Origin of the sequence: Brachybacterium sp. GCM10030267 (assembly GCF_042666875.1) — a bacterium.
Taxonomy (GTDB): domain Bacteria; phylum Actinomycetota; class Actinomycetes; order Actinomycetales; family Dermabacteraceae; genus Brachybacterium.
This window is the reverse complement of sequence record NZ_JBHTCX010000006.1, coordinates 18,905-43,049: the sequence shown is the minus strand read 5'-3', so window position 1 is coordinate 43,049 and position 24,145 is coordinate 18,905. Positions and strand designations below refer to the sequence as shown.

General features: G+C 72.5%; 21 protein-coding genes. 11 read left to right on the top strand and 10 right to left on the bottom strand.

The window, feature by feature from the left end; genetic code table 11:
- Positions 1–16 precede the first annotated feature (16 nt).
- Together ACFQS2_RS05020 and ACFQS2_RS05015 are read left to right on the top strand one after the other, a co-directional pair.
- Positions 17–451 carry a cytidine deaminase gene (locus ACFQS2_RS05020; protein WP_377019862.1) on the top strand — a complete coding sequence of 145 codons (435 nt, stop codon included), beginning with the start codon at positions 17–19 and terminating at the stop codon, positions 449–451.
- Positions 444–1,766: a thymidine phosphorylase gene (locus ACFQS2_RS05015; RefSeq protein WP_377792912.1), complete on the top strand. Its 1,323-nt coding sequence runs from the start codon at positions 444–446 to the stop codon at positions 1,764–1,766. The genes ACFQS2_RS05020 and ACFQS2_RS05015 overlap by 8 nt, the downstream gene beginning before the upstream one ends.
- 28 nt (positions 1,767–1,794) lie before the next feature.
- Here the strand turns inward: ACFQS2_RS05015 and ACFQS2_RS05010 are convergent, their stop codons facing one another.
- From ACFQS2_RS05010 to ACFQS2_RS05000, 3 genes are all read right to left on the bottom strand, one after another.
- Positions 1,795–2,871: an NUDIX domain-containing protein gene (locus ACFQS2_RS05010; protein WP_377792911.1), complete on the bottom strand. Its 1,077-nt coding sequence runs from the start codon at positions 2,869–2,871 to the stop codon at positions 1,795–1,797.
- A gap of 96 nt (positions 2,872–2,967) precedes the next feature.
- Positions 2,968–4,041 carry a hypothetical protein gene (locus ACFQS2_RS05005; RefSeq protein WP_377792909.1) on the bottom strand — a complete coding sequence of 358 codons (1,074 nt, stop codon included), beginning with the start codon at positions 4,039–4,041 and terminating at the stop codon, positions 2,968–2,970.
- A 102-nt stretch (positions 4,042–4,143) separates the two neighbouring features.
- Positions 4,144–5,703 carry a DUF222 domain-containing protein gene (locus ACFQS2_RS05000; protein WP_377792908.1) on the bottom strand — a complete coding sequence of 520 codons (1,560 nt, stop codon included), beginning with the start codon at positions 5,701–5,703 and terminating at the stop codon, positions 4,144–4,146.
- Positions 5,704–5,863: 160 nt separating this feature from the next.
- Here ACFQS2_RS05000 and deoC point away from each other — a divergent pair, with 160 nt between their 5' ends.
- Positions 5,864–6,529 (top strand): deoxyribose-phosphate aldolase, encoded by a 666-nt coding sequence (gene deoC, locus ACFQS2_RS04995; RefSeq protein WP_377792907.1) that lies wholly within the window; start codon positions 5,864–5,866, stop codon positions 6,527–6,529.
- A gap of 30 nt (positions 6,530–6,559) precedes the next feature.
- Here deoC and ACFQS2_RS04990 read toward each other — a convergent pair whose 3' ends face one another.
- Both ACFQS2_RS04990 and ACFQS2_RS04985 read right to left on the bottom strand, forming a co-directional pair.
- Positions 6,560–8,347: a phospho-sugar mutase gene (locus ACFQS2_RS04990; protein WP_377792906.1), complete on the bottom strand. Its 1,788-nt coding sequence runs from the start codon at positions 8,345–8,347 to the stop codon at positions 6,560–6,562.
- Positions 8,344–9,198, bottom strand: a complete 855-nt coding sequence (locus ACFQS2_RS04985) for a purine-nucleoside phosphorylase (protein ID WP_377792905.1) — start codon at positions 9,196–9,198, stop codon at positions 8,344–8,346. The genes ACFQS2_RS04990 and ACFQS2_RS04985 overlap by 4 nt, the downstream gene beginning before the upstream one ends.
- A 79-nt stretch (positions 9,199–9,277) precedes the next feature.
- On the opposite strand from ACFQS2_RS04985, the gene ACFQS2_RS04980 reads away from it, so the two are divergent.
- Positions 9,278–10,741, top strand: coding sequence for an NAD(P)H-quinone dehydrogenase (locus tag ACFQS2_RS04980; protein WP_377792904.1), 1,464 nt, complete (start codon positions 9,278–9,280; stop codon positions 10,739–10,741).
- Positions 10,742–10,769: 28 nt separating this feature from the next.
- Here the strand turns inward: ACFQS2_RS04980 and ACFQS2_RS04975 are convergent, their stop codons facing one another.
- The 5 genes from ACFQS2_RS04975 to ACFQS2_RS04955 are packed head-to-tail and all read right to left on the bottom strand — an operon-like array spanning position 10,770 to position 16,937.
- Positions 10,770–12,548 (bottom strand): acetyl/propionyl/methylcrotonyl-CoA carboxylase subunit alpha, encoded by a 1,779-nt coding sequence (locus tag ACFQS2_RS04975; RefSeq protein WP_377792903.1) that lies wholly within the window; start codon positions 12,546–12,548, stop codon positions 10,770–10,772.
- Between the two features lie 56 nt (positions 12,549–12,604).
- Complete coding sequence (locus tag ACFQS2_RS04970) at positions 12,605–13,339, bottom strand: Maf family protein (protein ID WP_377792902.1); 735 nt, start codon at positions 13,337–13,339, stop codon at positions 12,605–12,607.
- Positions 13,339–15,024 carry a DUF885 domain-containing protein gene (locus ACFQS2_RS04965; protein WP_377019851.1) on the bottom strand — a complete coding sequence of 562 codons (1,686 nt, stop codon included), beginning with the start codon at positions 15,022–15,024 and terminating at the stop codon, positions 13,339–13,341. The genes ACFQS2_RS04970 and ACFQS2_RS04965 overlap by 1 nt, the downstream gene beginning before the upstream one ends.
- A gap of 30 nt (positions 15,025–15,054) precedes the next feature.
- Positions 15,055–15,318, bottom strand: coding sequence for an acyl-CoA carboxylase subunit epsilon (locus ACFQS2_RS04960; RefSeq protein ID WP_377019850.1), 264 nt, complete (start codon positions 15,316–15,318; stop codon positions 15,055–15,057).
- Complete coding sequence (locus ACFQS2_RS04955) at positions 15,315–16,937, bottom strand: acyl-CoA carboxylase subunit beta (RefSeq protein WP_377019904.1); 1,623 nt, start codon at positions 16,935–16,937, stop codon at positions 15,315–15,317. Before ACFQS2_RS04955 ends, ACFQS2_RS04960 begins: the two co-directional genes overlap by 4 nt.
- Before the next feature lie 174 nt (positions 16,938–17,111).
- Between ACFQS2_RS04955 and ACFQS2_RS04950 the strand changes: the two genes are divergently transcribed.
- From ACFQS2_RS04950 to ACFQS2_RS04920, 7 genes are all read left to right on the top strand, one after another.
- The gene (locus ACFQS2_RS04950) at positions 17,112–17,957 is read left to right on the top strand and encodes a biotin--[acetyl-CoA-carboxylase] ligase (RefSeq protein WP_377019849.1); all 846 of its coding nucleotides are present in this window, start codon (positions 17,112–17,114) and stop codon (positions 17,955–17,957) included.
- A complete protein-coding gene (locus ACFQS2_RS04945) occupies positions 17,954–19,135 on the top strand; it encodes an adenylate/guanylate cyclase domain-containing protein (RefSeq protein ID WP_377792901.1) in 1,182 nt (393 codons plus the stop codon). Before ACFQS2_RS04950 ends, ACFQS2_RS04945 begins: the two co-directional genes overlap by 4 nt.
- Positions 19,136–19,214: 79 nt before the next feature.
- Positions 19,215–19,910 (top strand): response regulator transcription factor, encoded by a 696-nt coding sequence (locus tag ACFQS2_RS04940; protein ID WP_377019845.1) that lies wholly within the window; start codon positions 19,215–19,217, stop codon positions 19,908–19,910.
- A gap of 3 nt (positions 19,911–19,913) precedes the next feature.
- A complete protein-coding gene (locus ACFQS2_RS04935; protein ID WP_377019844.1) occupies positions 19,914–21,296 on the top strand; it encodes an ATP-binding protein in 1,383 nt (460 codons plus the stop codon).
- Positions 21,297–21,314: 18 nt separating this feature from the next.
- Positions 21,315–22,502 carry a 5-(carboxyamino)imidazole ribonucleotide synthase gene (locus ACFQS2_RS04930; RefSeq protein WP_377019843.1) on the top strand — a complete coding sequence of 396 codons (1,188 nt, stop codon included), beginning with the start codon at positions 21,315–21,317 and terminating at the stop codon, positions 22,500–22,502.
- Positions 22,499–23,017, top strand: a complete 519-nt coding sequence (gene purE / locus ACFQS2_RS04925; protein ID WP_377019842.1) for a 5-(carboxyamino)imidazole ribonucleotide mutase — start codon at positions 22,499–22,501, stop codon at positions 23,015–23,017. Before ACFQS2_RS04930 ends, purE begins: the two co-directional genes overlap by 4 nt.
- Positions 23,014–24,123, top strand: a complete 1,110-nt coding sequence (locus ACFQS2_RS04920) for an acyltransferase family protein (RefSeq protein ID WP_377019841.1) — start codon at positions 23,014–23,016, stop codon at positions 24,121–24,123. Before purE ends, ACFQS2_RS04920 begins: the two co-directional genes overlap by 4 nt.
- Positions 24,124–24,145: the final 22 nt, after the last annotated feature.

Below are 24,145 nucleotides of genomic sequence, written 5' to 3'. Positions count from 1 at the left end.
TCGGCAAGGAGGAACGATGACGGGGTCTGCTGTCCGGGTCGATGCACCCGGAGCGCCATTCACGCAGCTGCTCGAGGTGGCGCGGGACATAGCCTCACGCGCCTACGCGCCGTACTCGGGCTACCACGTGGGAGCCGCCGCGCTGGTCGACGACGGGCGCACGGTCTCCGGCTGCAACGTGGAGAACGCCGGGTACGGCGTCACCCTGTGCGCCGAATGCGGCCTGGTCGGTGACCTCATCGCCGGAGGGGGCGGCAAGCTGGTCGCCTTCACGTGCGTCAACGGCGCCGGCGAGGTGATCATGCCGTGCGGCCGCTGCCGCCAGCTGCTGTCCGAGCACGCCGCGGCGAGCATGGAGATCCTCACCCCGCAGGGCGTGCTCGGCATGGACGCCGTGCTGCCGCAGGCCTTCGGCCCCCACGACCTCGAGGAGACACGAGCACATGACTGATCGCGCCGACCGCGACGAGAAGACCGGCGTCGAGCCCTTCGACGTCGTCGACATCATCCGCACCAAACGCGACGGCGGGGTGCTGGAGGACGAGCGCATCGACTGGGTCATCGACGCCTACACCCGCGGCGTCGTCGCCGAGGAACAGATGTCGGCCCTGGCCATGGCGATCTTCGTGCGCGGGATGGAGCGGGGCGAGATCGCCCGGTGGACCCGCGCGATGATCGCCAGCGGTGAGCGGATGGACTTCCAGGCGCTGTCCAAGCCCACCACCGACAAGCACTCCACCGGCGGCGTGGGGGACAAGATCACGCTGCCCCTGGCCCCGCTGGTCGCGTCCTACGGGGTGGCGGTGCCGCAGCTGTCCGGTCGCGGGCTGGGCCACACCGGAGGCACGCTCGACAAGATCGAAGCCATCCCCGGATGGCGCGCGGACCTCACGGCTGGGGAGATGATGTCGCAGCTGGAGAGCGCCGGCGCCGTCATCTGCGCCGCCGGCTCCGGGCTGGCCCCGGCGGACAAGAAGCTCTACGCGCTCCGCGACGTCACCGGCACCGTCGAGTCGATCCCGCTGATCGCCAGCTCCATCATGTCCAAGAAGATCGCCGAGGGCACCGCTGCGCTCACGCTCGACGTCAAGACCGGGGCCGGCGCCTTCATGCGCGAGGAGTCCGACGCCCGCGAGCTCGCCCGCACCATGGTCGAGCTCGGCACCGACGCCGGCGTGCACACGGTCGCCCTGCTGACCGACATGTCCGCGCCGCTGGGCCGGACCGCGGGCAACGCTCTGGAGGTGCGTGAGTCCCTCGACGTTCTCGCCGGCGGGGGACCGGCCGACGTGGTCGAGCTGACCTGCGCCCTCGCCCGCGAGATGCTCGCCGCCGCCGGGGTCCACGACGCCGACGTCGAGGCCGCGCTCGCCGACGGACGCGCCATGGACTCGTGGCGAGCGATGATCTCCGCCCAGGGCGGCGACGTCGACGCACCGCTGCCGGAGGCGAAGCACGTCGAGGAGTTCCGGGCTCGCGAGGACGGCGTGGTGACGGGCCTGGACGCGATGGGCGTGGGCGTCGCGGCGTGGCGTCTGGGAGCGGGGCGCTCGCGTCCGGGGGAGGCCGTCCAGGCCGCCGCGGGAGTGGAGATCACCGCCCACATCGGGGACAGGGTGCAGGCCGGGGACGTCCTGGCGCGCCTGCACACCGACACCCCGGAACGTGTCGCCCGGGCCGTCGAGGCGATCGACGGGTCCTGGACGCTGGACCCCTCCGGGGAGGCGGTGCCGTCGCGCAGCATCGTCAAGGACCGCATCGCCTGAGCGAGCCGTACAACCACAACCACGCGGGTCAGCGCGCTCGAGGTGGGAGCTTTCGCAGCGCAGGCAGGATGTGATCGGTCATCAGCGGCGCCAGCCGAGTACCGGTTCCCGGCTCGTCGACCCCGAACCAGCGGTGCCCGTCGATCTCGGCGCGCACGGTCAGCGGCTCCGGCAGAGGCGTGCGGGCGACGAACACCGTCGAGTGCACGATGGTGTTCGGCTCGTTCGCGGCGACGGCCTCGAACTCGCCGAGCAGCTCGAGATCGGCCGGATCCAGGCGGACGTCGAGCTCCTCCTCGACCTCCCGCGCAGCTGCTTCGAGTGCCGATTCGCCCGGCTCCAGCTTGCCTCCGACCTGCATGTACGAACCGGTGCCGCGCTTGCGCACCGCCAGCACCTCGGTGCCGCGGGAGCCCTCGCGCAGGAAGCTCACGGCGGTGATGCGCAGGAGGTCGGTCGGCTGGCCGAGGCGTCGCTGGCTGATCTCCGCGGTGGCCATCTCCGTCAGCCGATGCAGGTGGCGCGTGCCTGCCCGCAGATCTTCCGGGCGCATGCCCGCGCGGATCCACCCCTGCACCTGGCCGGGCTGCTCGCGCGCCAGTGCCCAGCCCCGGCGCAGCAGCGTCGCGGGCGGCTTGCGGTTCTCCCGCAGATCCCGGACCAGTCGCAGCGTGAACACGAGCGGCACGGGGCGGTGCAGCACGATCGCATCGGCGAGCAGCCCGGCGGCGGCGAGCGGTGCGATCAGCTCGGCGGCGAAGATCCCTTCCGCGATGATCAGGGGTGCGTCACCCGCGTCGACCCGTCCGGTCCCCACCCGCCGAGACTCGGAGATCGAATAGACGGGCACCTCCGCGGTGCCGTCGTGGGCGAGCGCCGCGAGGGCATCGAGGGCCGCGCCGGCATCCCACGAGGCGGGGTCGTCCCAGTCCACGATCCCGAATCGATGCGGCAGACCGGGGGCGTCGGCCTCGCAGTAGAAGTCGTCCAGGCTCAGCACCGGCAACCCGGAGCGACGGGACATCTCGCCCTTCCCGCTGCCGGAGGGACCGGCGAGCAGCACGATGCGTCGCGGCGGGCGAGGGCGGGAGGCGGGTTCGGTCACGGGCGACGAGTCTAGGCGCTCGAGGGGCCGGATCCGGGGCCGACGGGCGGTTCGGGCGGTGGTGAGGCGAACCGCTCACGTGCGCTCGGCGAGGGGTCAGCTCAGTCCGCGATCCAGCAGCATGTTGTAGGCGGCCTTGGCGGAGCCGGACTCGGTCATCACCCCGAAAGTCTCCTCGCTCTCGTCCCGGGCGGAGCGGTCCCGCAGCTGGTAGAAGAAGACGTCGGTCAGTTCATCGCCGGCACCTCCGAGCACGTCGAGGAAGGTCGCGTAATGCTCCGCCTGCTCCTGCTGGGTGCTGCAGATGGAGCACGTGGGATCTCCGAGCTCACCGATGGCGACGGGTTTGCCGTATGTGCTGTGCAGCCTTGCGATCCGGTCGACGAGGCCGCCCAGAGTCTCGGCCCCGGTATCGGCCCAATCGATGTAGGCGTCCACGGTGAGCAGATCCAGGGTCGGAGCGAGGACGGTGAGCACCTGGTGCCATCGGTCCTCGATGTCGTCGCCCACCGGCCAGCCGTAGAGATTCGTGGTGATCTGCACGTCCCGGGAGTGGGCGCGGAAGATCCGGCCGGCCTCTGTGATGCGAGACGCCAGCTCCCTGAGGTACGCGGCGGGGGGACGGTCGCCCACCGCCTCGTAGCGCCGGTAATGCAGCGCGTCGGCCTCGTTGAAGACCTGGATCTGCTGGACCTGTGCTGCGAAGCGCACGGCCAAGCCTTCCCACCAGGCGGTGGTCTTCGACAGCCAGCGATCCTCGCCCGCGTCGGGGACGTCGTAGTGGTTGATCACCATGAGGCACACGCGGAGCCCGGCGTCCGCGGCGGCGGCCAGGATCCGGTGCATCTCGGCGACGGCGCTCTCGTTCCAGACGAGGTCGTCATCGGGGCCGTCGAAGGTCTCCAGGAGGGTCCCGCTCCCGGCGTTGAGCCGGACGCCGGATCCGCCCAGAGTCGCCACCTCCGCGACGTCCTCGAGCACCCGCTCCACCGACGACCCCTCGCCCTCGGGTCCGAGGGAGCCGATCGTGAAGCCGAAGCGACCCGCGGACGATGACGGCTCGCCGCCGGCGGTGATGGACGACGTCGCGGCGAGGGTACCGAGGGCCGCCACGCCGGTGACGCCGAGCGCTGCGGAGGTGAGGACGGTTCGACGACGGGGGACGCTCATGGTCGGAAGCTCTCGAGAGGCCAGTTCGGCGTCGTGCTGGGGCCGTCGCGACGAGTACCGGCTGCCGTTCGCAGGCCCACTGGGAATGTACACCGGCCTGGGTCACGCTGCGAGGGTGACGACGTTCTGGCACAACGCATCGACGCATTCCGACAAGCTGAACCCCTGCCCGCCGGTCCGCGCCGCGATCCGGCGCGGATCTGCAGAGCCTGGTGGCGGAGTGTCGTGACCGTCGTCCTTCCCGGCTTCGGCGGCCTCGCCGGCCCCATCGCCCTGGACGCCGGGCGATGGCCTGGTCCGGACTCTCTCGAGCATGGCGGGCCAGCGTGCCTGTACCGGTCGGTCTTCCGCGTCTACCACCGTGAAGCGCGAGAGGCCGGCAGCTGATGCCGGAAGCGGCTGGAGGCGGAGCCCGCCTTCGTGGACGATGACGTGGTGGCGCCGGCACAGCAGCGCGAGTCCTTCTATATCGGTGCGGCCGCCCTCGGACCAGGGCGTCACGTGGTGAGCGTCCAGATGCCTGCTCTGGTGGCAGCCGGGGAACACGCAGGTCTCGTCCCGCAGCCTCAGGGCACGACGTTGGGCGCGGGAGGCGAGTCGGCGCGACCGGCCCAGATGGAGGACCTCGCCGGTCGTGTCGGTGATGGCGACGGAGACCTTGCCGGTGCAGGCAAGACGCTCCGCGGTGCGGGTCTCGAGCGGACCGCCGCCGGTCGTGCTGCACCGCTGGGACGTTCCCGCGGGAACGTCACGGCTCAGGGCGTCGGCGCTGACCTGGACCACCACCACATGTCGGTCCTCCCCGGAGCGGTCGTCGGGCGCCGCGGCGAGATAACCCCGCGCCACGTCGAGCAGCGCAACGGCGCGGCGCTGTTCGAGAGTGGCCGTGGTGGTCACCTCCGCATCGGCACGGTCGATGCTGGTCGGCTCGCCGGAGGCCTGACCCGCAGCAGTCGGCGGGACATTCCGTGCGTCCGGCGTCACCGTCGTGGCGGCCGGCGCGTCGTCGTGCCCGTCCCGGGCCATGGCCAGCTCCAGGGCGGTGGTCACCTCGGCGCCGACCTCTGCCGGCAGCACGGCCCGCAGCTCGACCATGCCATCGTCCCGGGTCCGCCAGCGCGCCTCGCGGATCATCTCCTGGTCCAGTCGGCTCCCATCATCCGCTCGGAAGGAGGAGATGGCGCGGGCGAGCTGAGAGGCCGTGGAGTCGCGGGCGAGCTCGACCAAGGCGTCCTCGTCGATGCGCCCGGCGACGCGGGTCATCTCGCGCACCTTGGAGAACGAGAGCCGTCCGGCACGGAACTCCCCAAGAGTTCGCGGCATCGTGGGCAGAACCCGCGCGATCCGCACGTGCTCGCGGGCGGTCCCGGCCGACATCGAACATGCCCACGCCAACCAGTGCGCCGTCGACTTCAGGCCGACGAACCAGCTCAGCCCGCCGCGGGCGTCGAACTCACCGACCATGAGCAGCAGCTCGCAGGTGGCCTCGGCGATGCGGGCCGCCTGGTCCTGGATACGGGACCCGAGACGTTCGGCATCGGTGCGGGACAGCGGGTCGTCCGGTACGGAGGGCGGGCCCGGTGCTGCGTGCTCGGCGGATGGCGCGGCCGCCCTCTCTGCGCTGAGGCGGTCCGGCGGGGTGGACGGCGGGGCGAGGGACATCGTGACCTCCCGGTCGGGGAACGGGTGTTCGACCAGCCGACCAGGATCCGGTGCCGCGCACCAGGCGCCGCGGCGACATGTGGACACCAGCGCGTTGTGGAGGAATGGGTGCGGGTGCCCGTGGATGCGCGGGGACCGGCCGGTCTGCCAAGATCAGCGCATGACGAATCTCGACCGCGACCAGCTCGCCGCACTCATCGATCACACCCTGCTGAAGCCCGAGGCCACGCCGGCCGATGTCACCGCACTGCTGCGCGAGGCCGAGGACCTCGGCACGTACTCGGTGTGCATCTCGCCGTCGATGCTGCCGGTGCGGACCACCGTGAAGGTGGCGACCGTGTGCGGGTTCCCCTCCGGTCAGCATGCCCCCTCGATCAAGGCGGCCGAAGCGGCCGACTCCGTCGAGAAGGGAGCCGACGAGGTCGACATGGTCCTCAACGTCGGACTCGCCCGTGCCGGGGAGTTCGCCGCCGTCGAGGACGAGATCCGCCAGGTCCGCGCCGCCGCGCCGCAGCCCGTCGTGCTGAAGGTGATCATCGAATCGGCAGCGCTCACCGACGAGCAGATCGTCGCGGTGTGCGAGGCCGCCGAGCGGGCCGGCGCCGATTTCGTGAAGACCTCGACCGGGTTCCACCCCGCCGGTGGGGCCAGCGAGGAAGCCGTCGCCCTGATGCGGCGCACCGTCGGCGACCGGCTCGGAGTCAAGGCCTCCGGCGGGATCCGCACCCGCGAGGCCGCCGAGGCGATGGTCGCCGCGGGCGCGAGCCGGCTGGGACTGTCCTCGTCACGCGCAGTGCTCGAGGGCGGCACCGGCACCGGCTACTGAGCCGGGGCGCGAGGTGACGACCGGCTGGGCTCAGGCCTGGCCCAGAGCCTCCCTCAGCTCGTCCTGCAGGGCCCCGAGCCGATCGGCGGCGCGACTCCGGATCGCGCCCAGCTGGTCCGGGGACGTTCCCGCGGGAACGCTTTCTGCGACCTCGAGGTAGCACTTCAGCTTCGGCTCGGTGCCCGAGGGACGCACGACCACCCGGGTGTCGTCCTCGCTGAGAAGCAGCATGCCCTCCGTCGGCGGCAGGCCGGTCGTCTCGACGGATCCCGCGGAGAGATCCTGGGTCTCGACCACGGACGACCCGAGCAGCTGAGCCGGCGGCGCGGTGCGCAGCTGCTGCATCATCACGGAGATCTCGGTGAGGTCCTCGACGCGGATCGAGAGCTGCGCGGTGGAGTACAGGCCGTGCCGCTGCGCGAGCTCATCGAGCCGGCCCACCAGCGTGGTGCCCTCCGCGCGGGCCAGCGCCGCCATCTCCGCGACCATCAGCGCCGTGGAGAGCCCGTCCTTGTCGCGCACCACGTCCGGCAGCACGCAGTACCCGATGGCCTCCTCGTAGCCGAAGACGATGCCCGGCGCGCGGGAGATCCACTTGAAACCGGTCAGCGTGGTGGCCGGCTCGAGCACGGAATCTGCGTCCTGCCCATCGCGGCCCGCCGCGGCGGCCGCCTGCACCACGCGATCCAGCCAGCGGCTCGAGACGATCGATCTGGCGAAGACGCCGCGGTACTCGTGCCGGCGGATCAGGTGGTCACCGAGCAGCACGCCCAGCTCGTCGCCGGTGAGCATCCGCCAGGCGTCCAGATGCGGATCGAGCACCGCGGCGGCGCAGCGGTCCGCATCGGGGTCATTGGCGATCACCACGTCGGCCTCGACGGATCGGGCCAGCTCCAGGGCCAGATCGATCGCGCCGGGCTCCTCGGGATTGGGGAAGGCCACGGTGGGGAAGTCCGGATCGGGATCGGCCTGCTCGGCGACGGTGTGGACCTCCGCGAACCCGCTGCGGTGCAGGGCGGCGAGCGCGGTCTCCGTACCCACGCCGTGCATCGCGGTGTGCACGATGCGCACCTCTCGTGGTCCCTCCAGATCGGGCAGGGTGCAGATCGCCGCGAGGTAGTCCTCACGCAGCTGCTCACCCAGCAGCTCCCAGCCGGACCCGGCGACGGGGACCTCACGGACGGGGCCGACGGCAGCGATGCGGGCGGCGATCTGCTCGTCCGACGGCGGCACGATCTGGACGCCCCGACCGCCTGCCGCCGCGGCGCGGCCGCCGAGGTAGACCTTGTAGCCGTTGTCCGCAGGCGGATTGTGGGAGGCGGTGACGACGATGCCGGCGTCGGCCTCCAGGTGGCGGACGGCGAAGGCGACCAGCGGGGTGGGGCCGAAGCGGTCCAGCAGCTGGACGCGGGCGCCGGCAGCGGTGAGGATCGCCGCCGAGCGGTGGGCGAAGTCCTGGGAGTTGTAGCGCGCGTCATAGCCGATCACCACCAGCGGCCGGTCGAGACCGAGGTCGCCGATGAGGTGGTCGGCCAGGCCGCGGGCGGCCCGCGAGACGACGGCGAGGTTCATGCGGTTCGGGCCGGGGCCCATGCGGCCGCGCAGGCCGGCGGTGCCGAACTGGAGATCCCCGGCGAAGGCGTCGGTCAGCTCGTCGAGGACCGAGCCCGCGGCGGCCTCGTCGCCGGCCACCGCCTCGTCATCACCCGACACCTGCTCGAGCAGGGAGGTGAGGGCGGCTCGGGTGGCCGGGTCCGGGTCGTCCGCGATCCAGTCCTCGATGCGCGAGCGCAGCGCGGGGTCGAGGCGGGGAGTCATCGCGCCGTCGCCCCGTCGTCGCCCCCGGCTGATGCACCGGTGAGGCGGCGGACGGTCTCGGCCAGCAGCCGGGAGATCCGGGGACCCGCGTCACGGCCGGCCTCGAGGACCTCCTCGTGGCTGAGCGCCTCCGGACTGATCCCGGCAGCGAGGTTGGTGACCAGGGAGATGCCGAGCACATCCATCCCGGCCTCGCGGGCGGCGATGGCCTCGAGGGCGGTGGACATGCCGACCAGGCTCGCGCCGATGACCTTGGCCATCTGCACTTCGGCCGGGGTCTCGTACGTCGGTCCCGGGAACTGCATGTAGACGCCCTCGTCGAGAGTGGGGTCGACCTCCCGGGCGATCTCGCGCAGGGCGGGCGTGTACAGGTCGGTGAGGTCGAGGAAGTTGGCGCCCTCAAGCGGCGTGGTGCCGGTGAAGTTGATCTGATCCGAGATCAGCACCGGGGTGCCGGGGGACCAGTCCGGATTGATGCCGCCGCAGCCGTTGGTCAGGACCATGGTGCGGGCACCGGTGGCGGCGGCGGTGCGCACGCCGTGGACGACCGCGTCCACGCCGGCGCCCTCGTAGAAGTGGGTGCGGGCGCCGAGCACGAGGGCACGAGCGCCGCTGCCCTCGACCCTGATCGAGCGCAGGGTGCCGATGTGGCCGGCCACAGCGGGGGGCCGGAAGCCGGGAACGGTGGTGGCGTCGGCCTGCCACACCGTCTCGCCGAGCAGGTCCGCGGCGCCGGCCCACCCGGAGCCCAGCACCAGGGCGAGGTCGTGGGAGGGGACACCGCTGGCCTCGGCGATCGCAGCAGCGGCGTCGCGGGCGAGCAGATACGGGTCAGGGGCGGATTCCGTCATGGATCGAAGGTAACGCAGGCGCTCGCTCATCCGCGCCCGATCGTGCCCCGCAGAAGGCGTCGTGCCCCACAATGGAGAGGTGAGCGATCCCAGCACCGCCCTCCCGTCGGACCCCCACCGTCTGCCCAGCGCCGGGGACCGCCCGCGCGTGGTGATCATCGGCGGCGGCCCCGGCGGGTACGAGGCGGCCCTGGCGGCCGCTCGGCGCGGCGTGGAGACGGTGCTCATCGAGGAGCGCGGCCTCGGCGGCGCCGCCGTCCTGACCGACGTGGTGCCCTCCAAGACCCTCATCGCCACGGCCGACGTGCTGGACGTGGTCGCCGGCTCACACGGCCTCGGGATCCGCGACGCCGACACCGGCTCCGCCCCCACCGCACAGACCCTCAACGTCGACCTCGCCGCCGTCAACGCCCGGGTCAAGCGGCTCGCCGCCGCACAGTCCGCCGACATCCGCTCCAGCCTGAGCGAGGCCGGCGCCCGGATCCTCGAGGGCCGCGGACGCCTGGCCGGCCCCGAGACGGTCGAGGTCCTCGACGGCGACGGGGACGTGAGCGCGAGCCTGCACGCCGACGTGGTGCTGCTGGCCGTCGGCGCCCGCCCTCGCGAGCTCGACGCGGATCCGTGCGACGGCGAGCGGGTGCTGAACTGGACGCAGCTGTACGAGCTCGAGCACCTGCCCGAGCACCTGATCGTGGTCGGCTCCGGCGTCACCGGCGCCGAGTTCGCCAGCGCGTACCGGGCGCTCGGCAGCGAGGTCACCCTGGTCTCCTCCCGCGAGAAGGTGCTGCCGGGGACGGACCCCGACGCCGCCGACGTGCTCGAGGACGCCTTCGCCCGTCGCGGGGTGAGCGTGCGCTCCCGGTCGCGGGCGGCCTCCGCCTGCCGTCGGGGCGACGGGGTGGTGGTGACGCTGACCTCCGGCGAGGAGATCGCCGGCAGCCACGCGCTGATGGCCCTCGGCGGGATCCCCCGCACCGGCGACCTCGGGCTGGAGCAGGCGGGCGTGCGCATCACCGAGCGCGGTCACATCGAGACCGACCGGGTCTCCCGCACCTCGGTGCGCGGGGTGTACGCGGCGGGGGACTGCACCGGCGTGTACCCGTTGGCCTCGGTCGCGGCCATGCAGGGACGGATCGCGATGCACCACGCGCTCGGCGAGGCGGTCTCACCGCTGATCGCCGCCCAGGTGTCCTCGGCCGTGTTCACCAGCCCCGAGATCGCCACCGTCGGCGTCAGCGAGCAGGACGTGGCCGACGGGGTGATCTCCGGGGAGGTGCTAGTGCTGGGGCTGGACACCAACCCGCGCGCGAAGATGCAGGGCATCTCCGAGGGGTTCGTGAAGCTGATCGTGCGCCCCGGCTCGCACACCGTGATCGGCGCCGTCGTGGTCGCCCCGCGCGCCAGCGAGCTGATCCTTCCCTACACGCTCGCCGTCGCCCATCGGCTCACCGCCGAGCAGGTCGCGGGGACGTTCACCGTCTACCCCTCGCTGGCCGGGTCGCTGGCCGAGGTGGCGCGGCGGCTCGACGGCGCGGACGACTGACGCGCAGCGGCGTCGAGCCGGCCGGGTCTCAGTCCTCGATCGAGCAGAGCACCGCGCCGGCGGAGACCGTCGCCCCGATCTCGGCGCTGAGCCCCGTGACCACCCCGGAGCGGTGGGCGGTGATCGGCTGCTCCATCTTCATGGCCTCGAGCACCAGCAGCAGGTCGCCGTCGGCGACGGTCTGCCCCTCCTCGGCGACGAGCTTGACGATGGTGCCCTGCATCGGCGCGGTCACCGAATGGCCGCCCGCGGCGCCCTCGCCGACACCCCGGTGCTGCCGCTTGCGGCGCGAGCGCACCGCGGCCTGAGGCGCCCGCAGCGAGGCGGGGAGGCTGATCTCCACGCGCCGGCCATCGACCTCGACCACCACGGCCTCGCGATCCTCCGGCTCCTCGGGCTGGGCCGGCAGCGCGGCCGGAGGGATCTCGTTGGAGAACTCGGTCTCGATCCAGCGGGTATGGACCGTGAACGGCTGCTCGGGGTCCGCGGGGGCGAACGCCGGGTCCTCGACCACCGTGCGATGGAAGGGCAGCACCGTGGGCACACCCTCGATGTGGAACTCGGCCAGCGCGCGGCGGGAGCGCTCGAGGGCCTCCTGGCGGGTGGCGCCGGTGATCACGAGCTTGGCCAGCATGGAGTCGAAGGCACCGGAGACCTCATCGCCGGCGCGCACGCCCGACTCCATGCGCACGCCCGGGCCCGAGGGCACGTCGTAGCGCTGGATGCGGCCGGGGGCGGGCATGAAGCCGCGACCCGGGTCCTCGCCGTTGATGCGGAACTCGAAGGAGTGGCCACGGGCGATGGGGTCCGTTCCCGAGATCGTCTCCCCGGCGGCGATGCGCAGCTGCTCGCGCACCAGGTCGACGCCGGCGACCTCCTCGGTCACCGGGTGCTCGACCTGCAGGCGGGTGTTGACCTCGAGGAAGGAGATGGTGCCGTCGGCCCCGACGAGGAATTCGCAGGTGCCGGCGCCGACGTAGCCGGCCTCGCGCAGGATCGCCTTGGAGGAGGAGACCAGCTGGGCCTCCTGCTGGGAGGTGAGGAACGGCGCCGGAGCCTCCTCGACGAGCTTCTGATGGCGGCGCTGCAGCGAGCAGTCGCGGGTGGAGACCACCTGGACGTTGCCGTGCATGTCCGCCAGGCACTGGGTCTCGACGTGGCGAGGTGCATCGAGGTAGCGCTCCACGAAGCACTCGCCGCGGCCGAAGGCGGCAGTGGCCTCGCGCACGGCCGAGTCGAACAGCTCGCGCACCTCGGATTCCTCGCGGGCGACCTTCAGACCGCGGCCACCGCCGCCGAAGGCTGCCTTGATCGCGATCGGCAGGCCGTTGGCGCGGGCGAAGTCGACGACCTCGTCCGAGTTGGCGACCGGGTCCTTGGTGCCGGCGACCAGGGGAGCGCCGGCCTTCTGGGCGATGTGACGGGCCGAGACCTTGTCGCCGAGCTTCTCGATCGCCTCGGGCGAGGGGCCGATCCAGGTCAGCCCGGCGTCCATCACGGCCTGGGCGAAATCGGAGCGCTCGGAGAGGAACCCGTAGCCGGGGTGAATCGCGTCGGCCCCGGAGCGCTGGGCGATGTCGAGGATCTTGTCGACCACCAGGTAGGAGGAGGCGGCGGTGGTGCCGCCGAGCGCGTAGGCCTCGTCGGCGATCTGCGTGTGCAGGGCGTCACGATCGGGATCGGCGTAGACGGCGACGGAGCGGAGCCCGGCGTCCCGGCAGGCCCGTGCGATCCGCACCGCGATCTCTCCACGGTTGGCGATGAGCACCGTGGACAGGGGGCGGGGCTTGACGGAGCGTGCGGCCATGGGGCGGGGGTTTCCTTCCGGGAGTCAGCAGAGGTCGAGTGTAGTACCGCGGCGGGTCACATCGTCGCAGGGCCCGGGCGGGTCTCAGCGGCATCGGCGAGAGCCTCGCCACCTTGGGGCTCGCTCTCCCACAGCTCGTGGACGGCGAGCCCGATTTCGCCGAGCAGGCGGCGCAGCAGCGGCAGCGAGAGACCGACGACGGCATGCGGATCACCCTCCACGCCCTCGACGAACGGGCCCGCCCGCCCGTCGATCGTGAAGCCGCCGGCCACGCCGAGCGGTTCGCCGGTGGCGACGTAGGCCTCGATCTCCTCGTCGGTGACCTCGGCGAAGGTGACACGGCAGCTCGCCGTCGCGCCGAAGGTGCCGCCGGTCCCGCCGTCGGCCTCGTCGCGGTCGTCGATCAGCCAGTGCCCGGAGTGCAGGATCCCGGCGCGGCCGCGCATCGCCCGCCAGCGCTCCGCGGCCCGCTCGGCGGTGTGCGGTTTACCGATGACCTCGCCGTCCAGCTCGAGCATCGAATCGCAGCCCAGGACCACGTAGCCGCCCTCGCTGCGGGACGTCGCGGCCTGCGCCTTCTCGCGTGCCAGCAGCAGCACCTCATCGGCGGGGACGAGGAGGTCCTCGGGATCGCCGGAGGCGGCGGCGCGCTCGCGGGCGGCTGCGAGAATCCCCTCCTCGTCCAGATCGACCGGGAGGGTGCGGTGCTCGATGCGGGCGGCGCGCAGAGTGGCGCGGCGCCCGGCGGAGGCGGAGGCCAGCAGCAGCAAGGGGTCGTGATCGGTGGTCATCACAGGGCTCCTTCGAGGACGGACAGCGGCAGGCTTCCCAGTTCGAGGGCGCGGCGGTGGAAATCCCGGAGGTCGGTGGTGCGCGCGGCCAGCTGCTCCCAGACCCGCTGCCCGATCTTGTACGAGGGAGCCTGGCCTGGCCAGCCCAGGTACCGGTTCAGCTCGAAGCGCTGCTCGGCCTCGCTCACGCCCCAGTGGGCGGACATGAAGTCCCATGCCTTCTCGTACGTCCAGGCGCCGCCGGCCGAGCCGGCGATGCCCTCGGGCATGGGCAGGCCGACGTGGAAGCCGATGTCGAGGACCACGCGGCCGGCACGCAGGCGCTGCGCGTCGAGCATGCCCAGGCGGTCCCCGTCGTCGAGGTATCCCAGCTGATCCATCAGGCGTTCGGCGTACAGCGCCCAGCCCTCACCGTGACCGGAGACCCAGCACATCAGGGCGCGCCACCGGTTCAGAGAGCCGGCCTGCAGGGTCTGCGTGCCGACCTGCAGGTGATGGCCCGGCACCCCCTCGTGGTAGACGGTGGTCGTCTCCAGCCAGGTGTGGAACCGGGACGTTCCCGCGGGAACGTCCCACCACATGCGGCCGGGCCGGGTGAGGTCCTCGCTGGGGCCGGTGTAGTAGATGCCGCCGGAACCGGTCTGCGCGATGCGGCACTCGAGACGGTGCAGCGGCTGGGGGATGTCGAAATGGGTGCCGGCCAGGTCCGCGATCGCGCGGTCGCTGAGCTGCTGCATCCAGGCCCGCAGCTCCTCGGTGCCATGCAGCACCCGCGCGGGATCGGAGCGCAGGGCGTCCTTGGCGGCCGCGACGGAACGCCCGCCACCGGTGCCGTGGCGCTCGTTGATCCGGGCGGCGACCTCCTCCTGCTCGGCGACGATCGCGCGCAGCTCGTCGATGCCCCAGGCGTAGGTCTCATCCAGATCCACCTCCGTGCCCAGGAAGGTGCGGGAGGCCAGGCGATAGGCGTCCCGGCCGATGGCGTCCGCGGCCGGTGCCCGCTCGGCGAGCGAGTCCAGGAAGTCCGCGAGCTCGAGATAGCCCTCGGCGGCGGCGCGGGAAGCGCGGGCGACCCGCTCCCGCTGGGTCCCGTCGCCCACGGCCGAGGCGGCGAACGTCTCGAAGAAGCCGTTCTCCGCGGCGTAGCCGCGGGCCTGCTCGGCGCCCAGGACGAGCTGCCGCCGGGCCGAGATCACGCCGTGGTCCGCGGCCTCGCGCAGCGACTCGGCCCAGGTGGCCAGCGAGCCCGGCATCGCCGCCATACGCTCGGCGATGACCTCCCAGTCCTCGGCGGTCTCCGCCGGCATCTGGTCCAGCACATCGCGGGACTGCAGGGGCGAGGCGAGGTTGTTCACCCCGGCGACGTCCAGCCGGAGCTCGGAGCGCTCGATCTCCAGTCCCAGCCGCTCCGTCAGAGCGGCCCGCGTGACGGAGTCGGTCTCGTCCTGATCCGGCACCTCGCCGATGGACGCCAGCAGGGCACGGGCGGCGTCGGTGCGTTCGGCGACCGCTGCCGGGGAGAAGTCGGTGACCTCGCTGTCGTGACCGGCGATCCCGAGCTCGGTGGCGAGATACGGATCCAGCCGGGCGACGGAGTCGACGTACCCGTCGGCGAGCCGGTCCAGGGCCGACGGCGTGCGGGTCGCCGCGGGACGGCCGGGCGCGGGGGAGGGGAGGGCAGGCATGCGGCGCAGTCTATGCGGCCAGAGCCGGGCTCAGCGGTCGGAGAACTGCCAGGCGGTGGGCGAGGGATGCGAGCGCAGACCGTGGGCGCGCGGATGGGTGTGGACCGGGTCGCTCCAGGCGCTGGGGTCCCCGGTGCGGCCCTCGGCCAGGTCGCGCTCCTCGGCTTCCAGACGGCTGGTCACGCTCATGGCGGAGACGACCACGGCGATCGCCGCGAGCTCGTCGCTGGCCAGCTGCCCGCGCACCAGGCGCACGTCGGCGCGCGGCTGCTCGGACGGTGTCTCCTGGTTCACAGCGGGATGTTCCCGTGCTTCTTGGTCGGCAGCGAGTCGCGCTTGGTGCGCAGCGCCCGCAGCGCATGGGCGATCTCGACGCGGGTCTGCGAGGGCTGGATCACGCCGTCGATCCAGCCGCGCTCGGCGGCGGTGTACGGCGTGGCGAACTTCTCCTCGTACTCGGTCTCCAGCCGCGTGCGCGTGGCCTCGACGTCGCCACCGGCCTCCTGGACCGAGCGCAGCTCCTGGCGGTGGAGGATGTTCACCGCGCCCTGCGAGCCCATCACCGCGATCTGCGCCGTCGGCCAGGCGAGGTTGAGATCCGCGCCGAGCTCCTTGGAGCCCATCACGATGTAGGCACCGCCGTAGGCCTTGCGGGTGATCACGGTGACCAGCGGCACGGTGGCCTCGGCGTAGGCGTACAGCAGCTTGGCGCCGCGGCGGATGATGCCGCCGAACTCCTGATCGGTGCCGGGCAGGAAGCCGGGCACGTCCACGAACGTCAGCACCGGGATGTTGTAGGAGTCGCACAGGCGCACGAAGCGCGCCGCCTTCTCCGAGGCGTCGATGTCCAGCGTGCCCGCGAGATGCGAGGGCTGATTGGCGATGATGCCGACGCTGTAGCCCTCGACCCGTCCGAAGCCGACCAGGATGTTGCGGGCGAACAGCGGCTGGACCTCGAGGAACTCCTCGTCGTCGAGCACCGCGCGCAGCACCTCGAGCATGTCGTAGGGCTGGTTCGGGGAGTCGGGGATCAGCGTGTCCAGCGCGGTGTCCTGCGGCGTGAGGGCCTCGTCGAAGCGCACCGGGAACGAGGGCGCCGGGCTCAGCGTGTTCGCCGGCAGATAGCTCAGCAGGTCCTTGACGTACTCGATCGCCTCGCCCTCGTCGGGCGCCATGTAGTGGGCCACACCGGAGCGGGAGGAGTGGGTACGCGCACCGCCGAGCTCCTCGAAGCCGACGTCCTCCCCGGTGACCGTGCGGATCACGTCGGGGCCGGTGATGAACATGTGCGAGGTCTTCTCGACCATCACCACGATGTCCGTCAGCGCGGGGGAGTAGACGGCCCCGCCCGCGGCCGGCCCCATGATCAGCGAGATCTGCGGGATCACGCCCGAGGCGCGGGTGTTGCGGCGGAAGATGCCGGCGAACATCGCCAGCGAGGCGACGCCCTCCTGGATCCGGGCGCCGCCGCCGTCGAGGATGCCGATGATCGGCACCCCGGTGCGCAGTGCGAGGTCCTGGACCTTCTGGATCTTGCGGCCGTGGGCCTCGCCGAGGGAGCCGCCGAAGACGGTGAAGTCCTGGGAGTACACGCACACCTGGCGGCCGTCGATCGTGCCGTACCCGGTGACGATGCCGTCTCCGTCGGGGCGCTTCGCCTCGATCCCGAAGTTGCGGGCCTGGTGCCGCACGAAACGGTCGGTCTCGACGAACGAGCCGTCGTCCAGCAGATCCGTGATGCGCTCGCGGGCGGTCTTCTTCCCTCGCGCGTGCTGCTTCTGGACCGCCACCTCGTCGGCCGCGGAGACCGTGGCGGCGTCACGCTCGCGCAGGTCCTCGAGTCGCTGGGCGGTGGTGAGCGGCCGCGGGGCGTCGGTCACGGGGCCTCCTGCTGCGGCCTGCGCGGCCGCCATGAATCCTTCGGTGATGAACACGGGGATACTACGCTACCGCTGGCCGGGAACGGCTGGTCCGCGGCGAGGACGGGCACGGGCACCGGTGAGGCAGCAGTGACGGGACGAGGCATGGGACGAGGCACGGCACGGGGTCGGAGCGACGGCGAGCAGGCCGGCGCGGCGATCCATTCGATGGGAATCCTCACGTCCACGCAGGATGAGGCCCGGCGCCGCCTGGAGGCCGGCGAGCAGGCTCCCTTCGCGGTCAGCGCGCGCGAGCAGACGGCCGGCCGGGGGCGGCTCGGGCGGGCCTTCGCCAGCCCCGACGGAGCCAGCCTGTCGTTGACCTACGCCCACCGCTCCGCCCTCGGACCGGACGGTCGCGGGTGGATCCCGCTGGCAGCGGGGCTGGCGGCGATCGACGCCCTGGCCGCCGCCGTCGGGACCGACGGGGCCGCGCTGGGACTGAAGTGGCCCAACGACATCCACACCGCCGACGGCCGCAAGCTCGGGGGCATCCTCGTCGAGGGACACGGAGCCCGTGACGTGCTGATCGGCATCGGCCTGAATCTGCGCGGGCCGGTGCGTGCGGTCGACGGCTCCCTCGTGCCCGGTACCGCCTGGCTGCTCGGCGCGGACGGGATCCGGCCCGGAGCGGACGACCGGACGGGTGCTGCCGATGCCGCCTCGCTCCGTGAGGCGATCGCGGGCCACCTGGTCACCGCCCTCGCCAGCGAGCTCGACGCGCTCGAGTCCAGTGGGGGAGACGGGGATGGTGCGGGTACTCGTCGGCGGTACACTATGACGTGCCTCACAATCGGGCGTAAGGTGCGGGTCGAGCCCGTGGGAGACGTCGCCGGCGCCCTGCACGGCATCGCGCGGACGATCGAGGCCGGCGGCAGGCTGGTCGTGGACCTCGAGGCCGGCGGCGAGGCCACCGTGGATATCGGCGACGTGAGACATCTGAGGCCGGGCGGGCCGGAATGGCCCGCGACGGACGCCGGCGACGGCGTCGAGAAGGAGGAGCACGGCAGGTGACGGGCGGAATGGAAGACCTGGAGCGCGACGGCGCGGAGCGCTCTGCGCCCTCGGACGGGACCCGTCCGCCCGGCGAGCCGTCGCTCTCGCCGGAGGACTCTCCCGATCTCGACGCGACCCCGCTGGGGGACCAGGAGATCCTGGACCTCAATCGCCGCTTCGCCGCCGTGCGCCGCAGCGTGGGAGCGCTGGAGAAGGTGCTGCTGCAGGGGTCGCGCAAGTACTCGCGCCGTGACCTCGCCCAGCAGCACGACATCCCCGAGCGCCTCACCTCCGTGTACTGGCGCTCGCTGGGCTTCACCCCGGTGGACGAGGACACCGTCGTGTTCACCGAGGAGGACGCCTACTCGATCGGCGACCTCGCCGCCATCGTCGAGGACGGCGTGCTCTCCGAACGGGCCTTCGCCAGCATCACGCGCGGGCTGGGCTTCCACATGGGCCGGCTGGCCATGTGGATCACCGAGGCGCTGGTCGATGAGGCCAAGCACGCCGACGGCACGGACGACGCCGAGGCCCGCCAGCAGATGCTCGACACCATCCCCGAGCTGCTCGAGACCCTCGAGTCCCAGGTGATGTTCGCCTTCCGTCGCCAGCTCGCCGCCTACGCCGCCCGCGCGGGCTCCGAGGTCCTCCACCGCGACACCGACGAGCTGTTCCCGCTGCAGCGGGCCGTCGGCTTCGCCGACCTGGTCCAGTTCACCCGTCTGGCCCAGGACCTCACCGGCGCCGAGCTGGCCGACGTCGTCGGCCGCTTCGAGGCGGTCGGCCGCGACGTCATCTCCGTCGGCGGCGGCCGCGTGGTCAAGACCGTGGGCGACGAGATCATGTTCCTCGCCGACACGCCGGAGGACGGCGCCCAGATCGCCGTCAGCCTCGCCGAGATCATCACCGCCGACCAGGGCCTGCCGCCGGTGCGCGTGGGCCTGTCCTGGGGGTCGATGTTCTCCCGCTACGGCGACGTGTTCGGGCCCAAGGTCAACCTGGCCGCGCGCATGGAGTCGGTGGCCCGTCCCGGCACCGTGGTGGTCGACGACGAGACCGCCGCCGCGGTCGAGCGGGCGCTGCCGGGCGGATTCGCCACCGCCGACGGCGAGGACGTCGAGCTGCACGGCATCGGCACGGTGCACGTGATGGAGATGCGCCGTGACCGCTCGGCGCCGCTGGACCTGAGGTACTGACCTGGGCATCGGAGCAGGCAACACCCCGGTTCAGGGCACGACCAGCCCGCTGTGAGGGCGGCGACGTACGATGGAGCGCGTGACACGACTGCTACTCGTCGAGGACGACTCGGCCATCGCTGAACCGCTCTCCCGCGCACTCGACCGCGAGGGGTACACCGTCGCGCGCGCATCGCGGGGCATGGACGCGCTCGCCATCGCCGCCGGAGGGGACCCGATCGACGTCGTGATCCTGGATCTCGGCCTGCCCGATGTCGACGGGCTCGAGGTGGCCCGGCGACTGCGCAAGGGCGGCCTCGAATCGCCGATCCTGATCCTGACCGCACGGGCCGACGAGGTCGACGCCGTGGTCGGCCTGGACGCCGGGGCCGACGACTACGTCACCAAGCCCTTCCGCCTCGGGGAGCTGCAGGCCCGGATCCGCGCCCTCATGCGGCGGTCCCAGGCCATGGAGGAATCCGGCGACGCCTACGACGTCAACGGCGTGACCCTCGAGGTCTCCGCCCGCCGCGCCTACGCCGACGGGCACGAGCTGAGCCTGTCGGCCAAGGAGTACGACCTGCTGACCGTGCTGGTGCGCGAGGCCGGGAGCGTCGTCACCCGTGACGACCTGATGCGCGAGGTGTGGGGCGCCGAATGGTGGGGCTCGACCAAGACCCTGGACATGCACGTCTCGTGGCTGCGCCGCAAGCTCGGTGACGACGCCACGGACCCGCGCCGGATCACCACGGTGAGGGGTGTCGGTTTCCGGTTCGAGACCGGCGCGGAGAGCTGACACGTGTGGCAGCGCGTGCTGCAGGCCACCATCATCACGGTGGTCCTCTCGGTGCTCCTGCTGGGTATCCCGCTGGGGTACTCCTGGCTGAAGCTGAACGAGCAGTCCCTCTCGAGCACGGCGAACCAGATCCTCGACGACGTGCGCGTGGACACCGAGGAGAGGCTGTCCGAGGGCCGTCCTCTCGATGAGGCGATGCTGCAGCGGCGGGTCGACGAGCAGGCCGACCTCGACGTGGCGATCACCGTCGTCCACGACGGTCAGACCCTGCAGGCCGGGGAGCCGCCCGGCAAGAACCCCGTGGAGGTCTCCACCTTCGGCACCGACGGCCAGGAGATCACCGTGGCCATCCCGGAGTCCGACGTGGCCGCCCACACCGCGAGCGCGTGGGTGCTCATCATCGTCGCCGGGCTCTCGGCCGTCTCCATCGGCGTCTCCGTCGCGCTGTGGCAGGCCCAGCGGATCTCGATGCCCCTGGCCCGGCTCAGCCGGCGCGCGGAGGAGATGGGCAGCGGCCGCGCCCGCGGGCCGTGGACGCCCTCGGGGATCGCCGAGATCGATGACGTCGCCGAGGAGCTCACCCGCTCCGGTGCGATGCTCACCGAGCGCCTCGAGGCGGAGAGCCAGCTCGCCTCGGACGCCTCCCACCAGCTGCGCACGCCGCTGACCGCCCTGTCGATGCGGCTCGACGAGATCCTGGCGACCAGCTCCGAGGAGTGGGTGCGCGACGAGGCCCGCATCTCGCTGGAGCAGATCGACCGACTCACCGAGGTGGTCCACGACCTCATCAACGCCCCGCGCTCGTCCCAGCGCCGCACCCCCGGCGTGGTCGAGCTGCGCACGGTGCTCACCCAGCAGAGCGAGGAGTGGTCGCCCGCCTACCGCCGCGCCCAGCGCGAGCTGCGGATCCAGGTGCCGCGCAGCGCCGCCGTGTGGGGATCGCCGGGGCCGCTGACGCAGGTGCTGGCCACCCTCATCGAGAACGCCCTGATGCACGGCGACGGTCGGACCACCGTCAAGGTGCGCCGCAACGAGCACTCGACCGTCATCGAGGTCATGGACGAGGGGGGCGGCATCGACCCGGCGCTCGGCTCGAGGATCTTCGAGCGCTCCGTCTCCGGCCGCAGCTCCTCCGGCACCGGCGTGGGTCTGGCCCTGGCCCGCACCCTGGTCGAGGACGACGGCGGCCGGCTCGAGCTGCTGACCGAGCGGCCCGCGACCTTCGGCGTGTTCCTCATCTCCGCCCCGGGGGAGGACGACGTGCCGCCCCCGGAGGGCACCGACGCCGAAGCCGACGGCGAGGGCGAGGACCTCCCCGCCCCCGACGAGCTTGAGGAGCTGCCGCAGGGGTCCGTCGTCCGGCGCCGCCCGCGGTCGCGCGCCTGACCTCGTACACTGACCGCCGTGTCCGAGACCCCGCAGCCCTCAGAACATCGTGCGCCATCGCCCCATGCCGCTGCCGTCGGCATCGTCGGCGGCGGGCAGCTGGCCCGGATGATGCTGGGCCCGGCCATCGAGCTCGGCCTGGCCACCACCGTGCTGGCCACGGCCCCCGAGGAGAGCGCCGCCGCCGTCGCCGGCCGGGTGCGCCTGGGCCGCCACGACGACGAGCAGGCCGTGCGGGGCCTCGCGGGGGAGGTCGACGCGATCACCTTCGACCACGAGCACGTGCCCACCGCGATCCTCGAACGCCTCGAGGCCGACGGCGCCGCCGTGCGCCCCGGCCCGGCCGCCCTCGTCCACGCCCAGGACAAGCTCGTCATGCGCGAGCGCCTGACCGCGCTCGGGCATCCCTGCCCGCGCTGGTGGCGGATCGGCTCCCGCGAGGATCTCGCCGAGACGCTCGCCGAGACCGGCGGCCGGGTCGTGGTCAAGACCCCGCGCGGCGGGTACGACGCGCACGGGGTGCGCATCGTCGAGGCGGACGACCAGGCCGACGACTGGCTCGCCGCGCACGGCGAGCTGCTGGCCGAGGAGCTGGTGCCCTTCACCCGTGAGCTCTCCGCGCAGGTGGCCCGGCGTCCCGGGGGAGAGGTCGTCGCCTATCCCGTCGTCCAGTCGGTCCAGAAGGACGGGGTCTGCTACGAGGTGGTCGCACCTGCTCCGGGGCTCGACGTCGCGGCCCAGCGCCGCATCCAGCGCCTCGCTCAGGACATCGCGGAGGACCTCGGCGTCGTCGGCATGCTCGCCGTCGAGCTCTTCGAGACCGAGGACGGCGAGGTGAGCGTCAACGAACTGGCCATGCGCCCCCACAACACCGGGCACTGGTCCATGGACGGCGCGGTGACCGGGCAGTTCGAGCAGCATCTGCGCGCGGTCGCCGATCTGCCGCTGGGCTCGACCGATCCTGTCGCGCCGGTGGCCGTCATGGTCAATCTGCTCGGAGGCGGCGCGGAGGACCTCGCCCCCGGCGCCTGCGCCGCGCTGGCGGCCGACCCGCAGCTGAAGCTCCACCTGTACGGCAAATCCGTCCGGCCGGGGCGCAAGCTCGGTCACGTCACGCTGATCGGGGACGACGCGGAGGATCTGCTGGAGCGTGCCCACCGCGCCGAGAAGCTCATCATCGACGGCCCCGAGAAGGAGATCCGATGACCGCGACCGAGACCCGCCCCCGGGTGGGCATCGTGATGGGATCCGACTCCGACCACCCGGTGATGGAGGCCGCCGAGGCGGCGCTCGCCGAGTTCGGGATCGCGGCCGAGGTCGACGTGGTCTCGGCCCACCGGATGCCCGAGGACATGGTCGCGTGGGGCCGGTCCGCCGCCGACCGCGGCCTGCGCGTGGTGATCGCCGGCGCGGGCGGCGCCGCGCACCTGCCCGGTATGCTCGCCGCCCTCACCCCGCTGCCCGTGATCGGCGTGCCCGTGGCGCTGAAGCACCTCGACGGCATGGACTCCCTGCTCTCGATCGTGCAGATGCCCGCCGGTGTGCCGGTGGCGACCGTCTCCATCGGTGGGGCCCGCAACGCCGGTCTGCTGGCGGCGCGCATCCTCGCGGCCGGCGGGGACGAGGAGGCCGCTCGGCTGCGTGAGCGCATGGTCGCCTTCCAGGAGGAGCTCCGCGAGATCGCGGTGGGCAAGGGCGAGGCGCTGCGGGCCTCTCGGTGAGCGAGCACGCTCCGGCGACGTCGCAGGGCCGGGTCGCCTGGCTGGACCTGGCACGGGCGGTCTCGATCATCCTTGTCGTCCTCTACCACGTGGCCGTCTCCGGGGGAGCGGACCTGCTGGGCGACGGGCGGGCCGCGGCCTGGTGGGCGAGCGCGAATCTCGCCCTGATCCCGCTGCGGATGCCCCTGTTCTTCCTGGTGGCCGGACTGCTCGCGGCAGGCGCCCTCCACCGGTCGTGGCCCCGGGTGCTGCGACCGCGCGTGCTCGACATGCTCTGGCCCTACGTGCTGTGGAGCCTCCTGTTCGCCGCCACCGGGTGGCCGCGCTACGCGCCCGAGGACCCGCTCGGCTTCGTCCGCGGGGAGATCGCCGGGCTGTTCGTGGTGGGCTCGCCCTACTGGTTCATCGCTGCGCTGCCGGTGTTCTTCGTGCTCTCGCGGCTGCTGCGTGCTCATAAGGGCGTTCTGCTCGCAGTGACCCTGGTCCTGTACGCGGCCGCACCGGTGATCCAGGAGTCGATGGAGCGCGCCGAGATGTGGGGTGATCTCGTCTACGGCGTCTTCCAGCTCACCGACAACGCGCTGTGGTACGCGGCCGGATTCGCCCTGCGGTCGACGATCCTGGCAGTCGGGGAGCGTCCGCGACCGGTCCTGGGACTCGGGCTGACCGCCGTGTTCTGCCCGCTGGCCCTGATCGTGCTGCGCGCAGAACTGCCGCTGCCCCTGTCCCGCGGGCTGGAGCTGGTGGCATCGATGAGTGGGATCGGGGCCTGCATCGCCCTGCTGCCACTGCTGGCCCGCCTGGGGTCCGTGGCTCGCGCCGGGTCCTTCGTGGGCAGCCGCACGCTGGTGATCTACCTGGTCCATCCGATCGTGCTGAACCTGGTGGTGGTCGCGTGGCGCCGCGCCGACGGGCTCTCGCTGACCGCCGGACCGGCCGGGGAGCTGCTGGTGGTCCCGGCAGTGGCGGTCATGGCCCTCCTGGCCGCCGTCGGGATGCAGGCCGTGATCGACCGCTGGGGTCCGCGCTGGCTGATCGAACTGCCCCGTGTGCGCGAGATGCGCAACAGCTCCGCGCGGACGGCAGGTCATCCCCGACCGCGGTGAGCGCTCGCGGTATCGTCGGGCC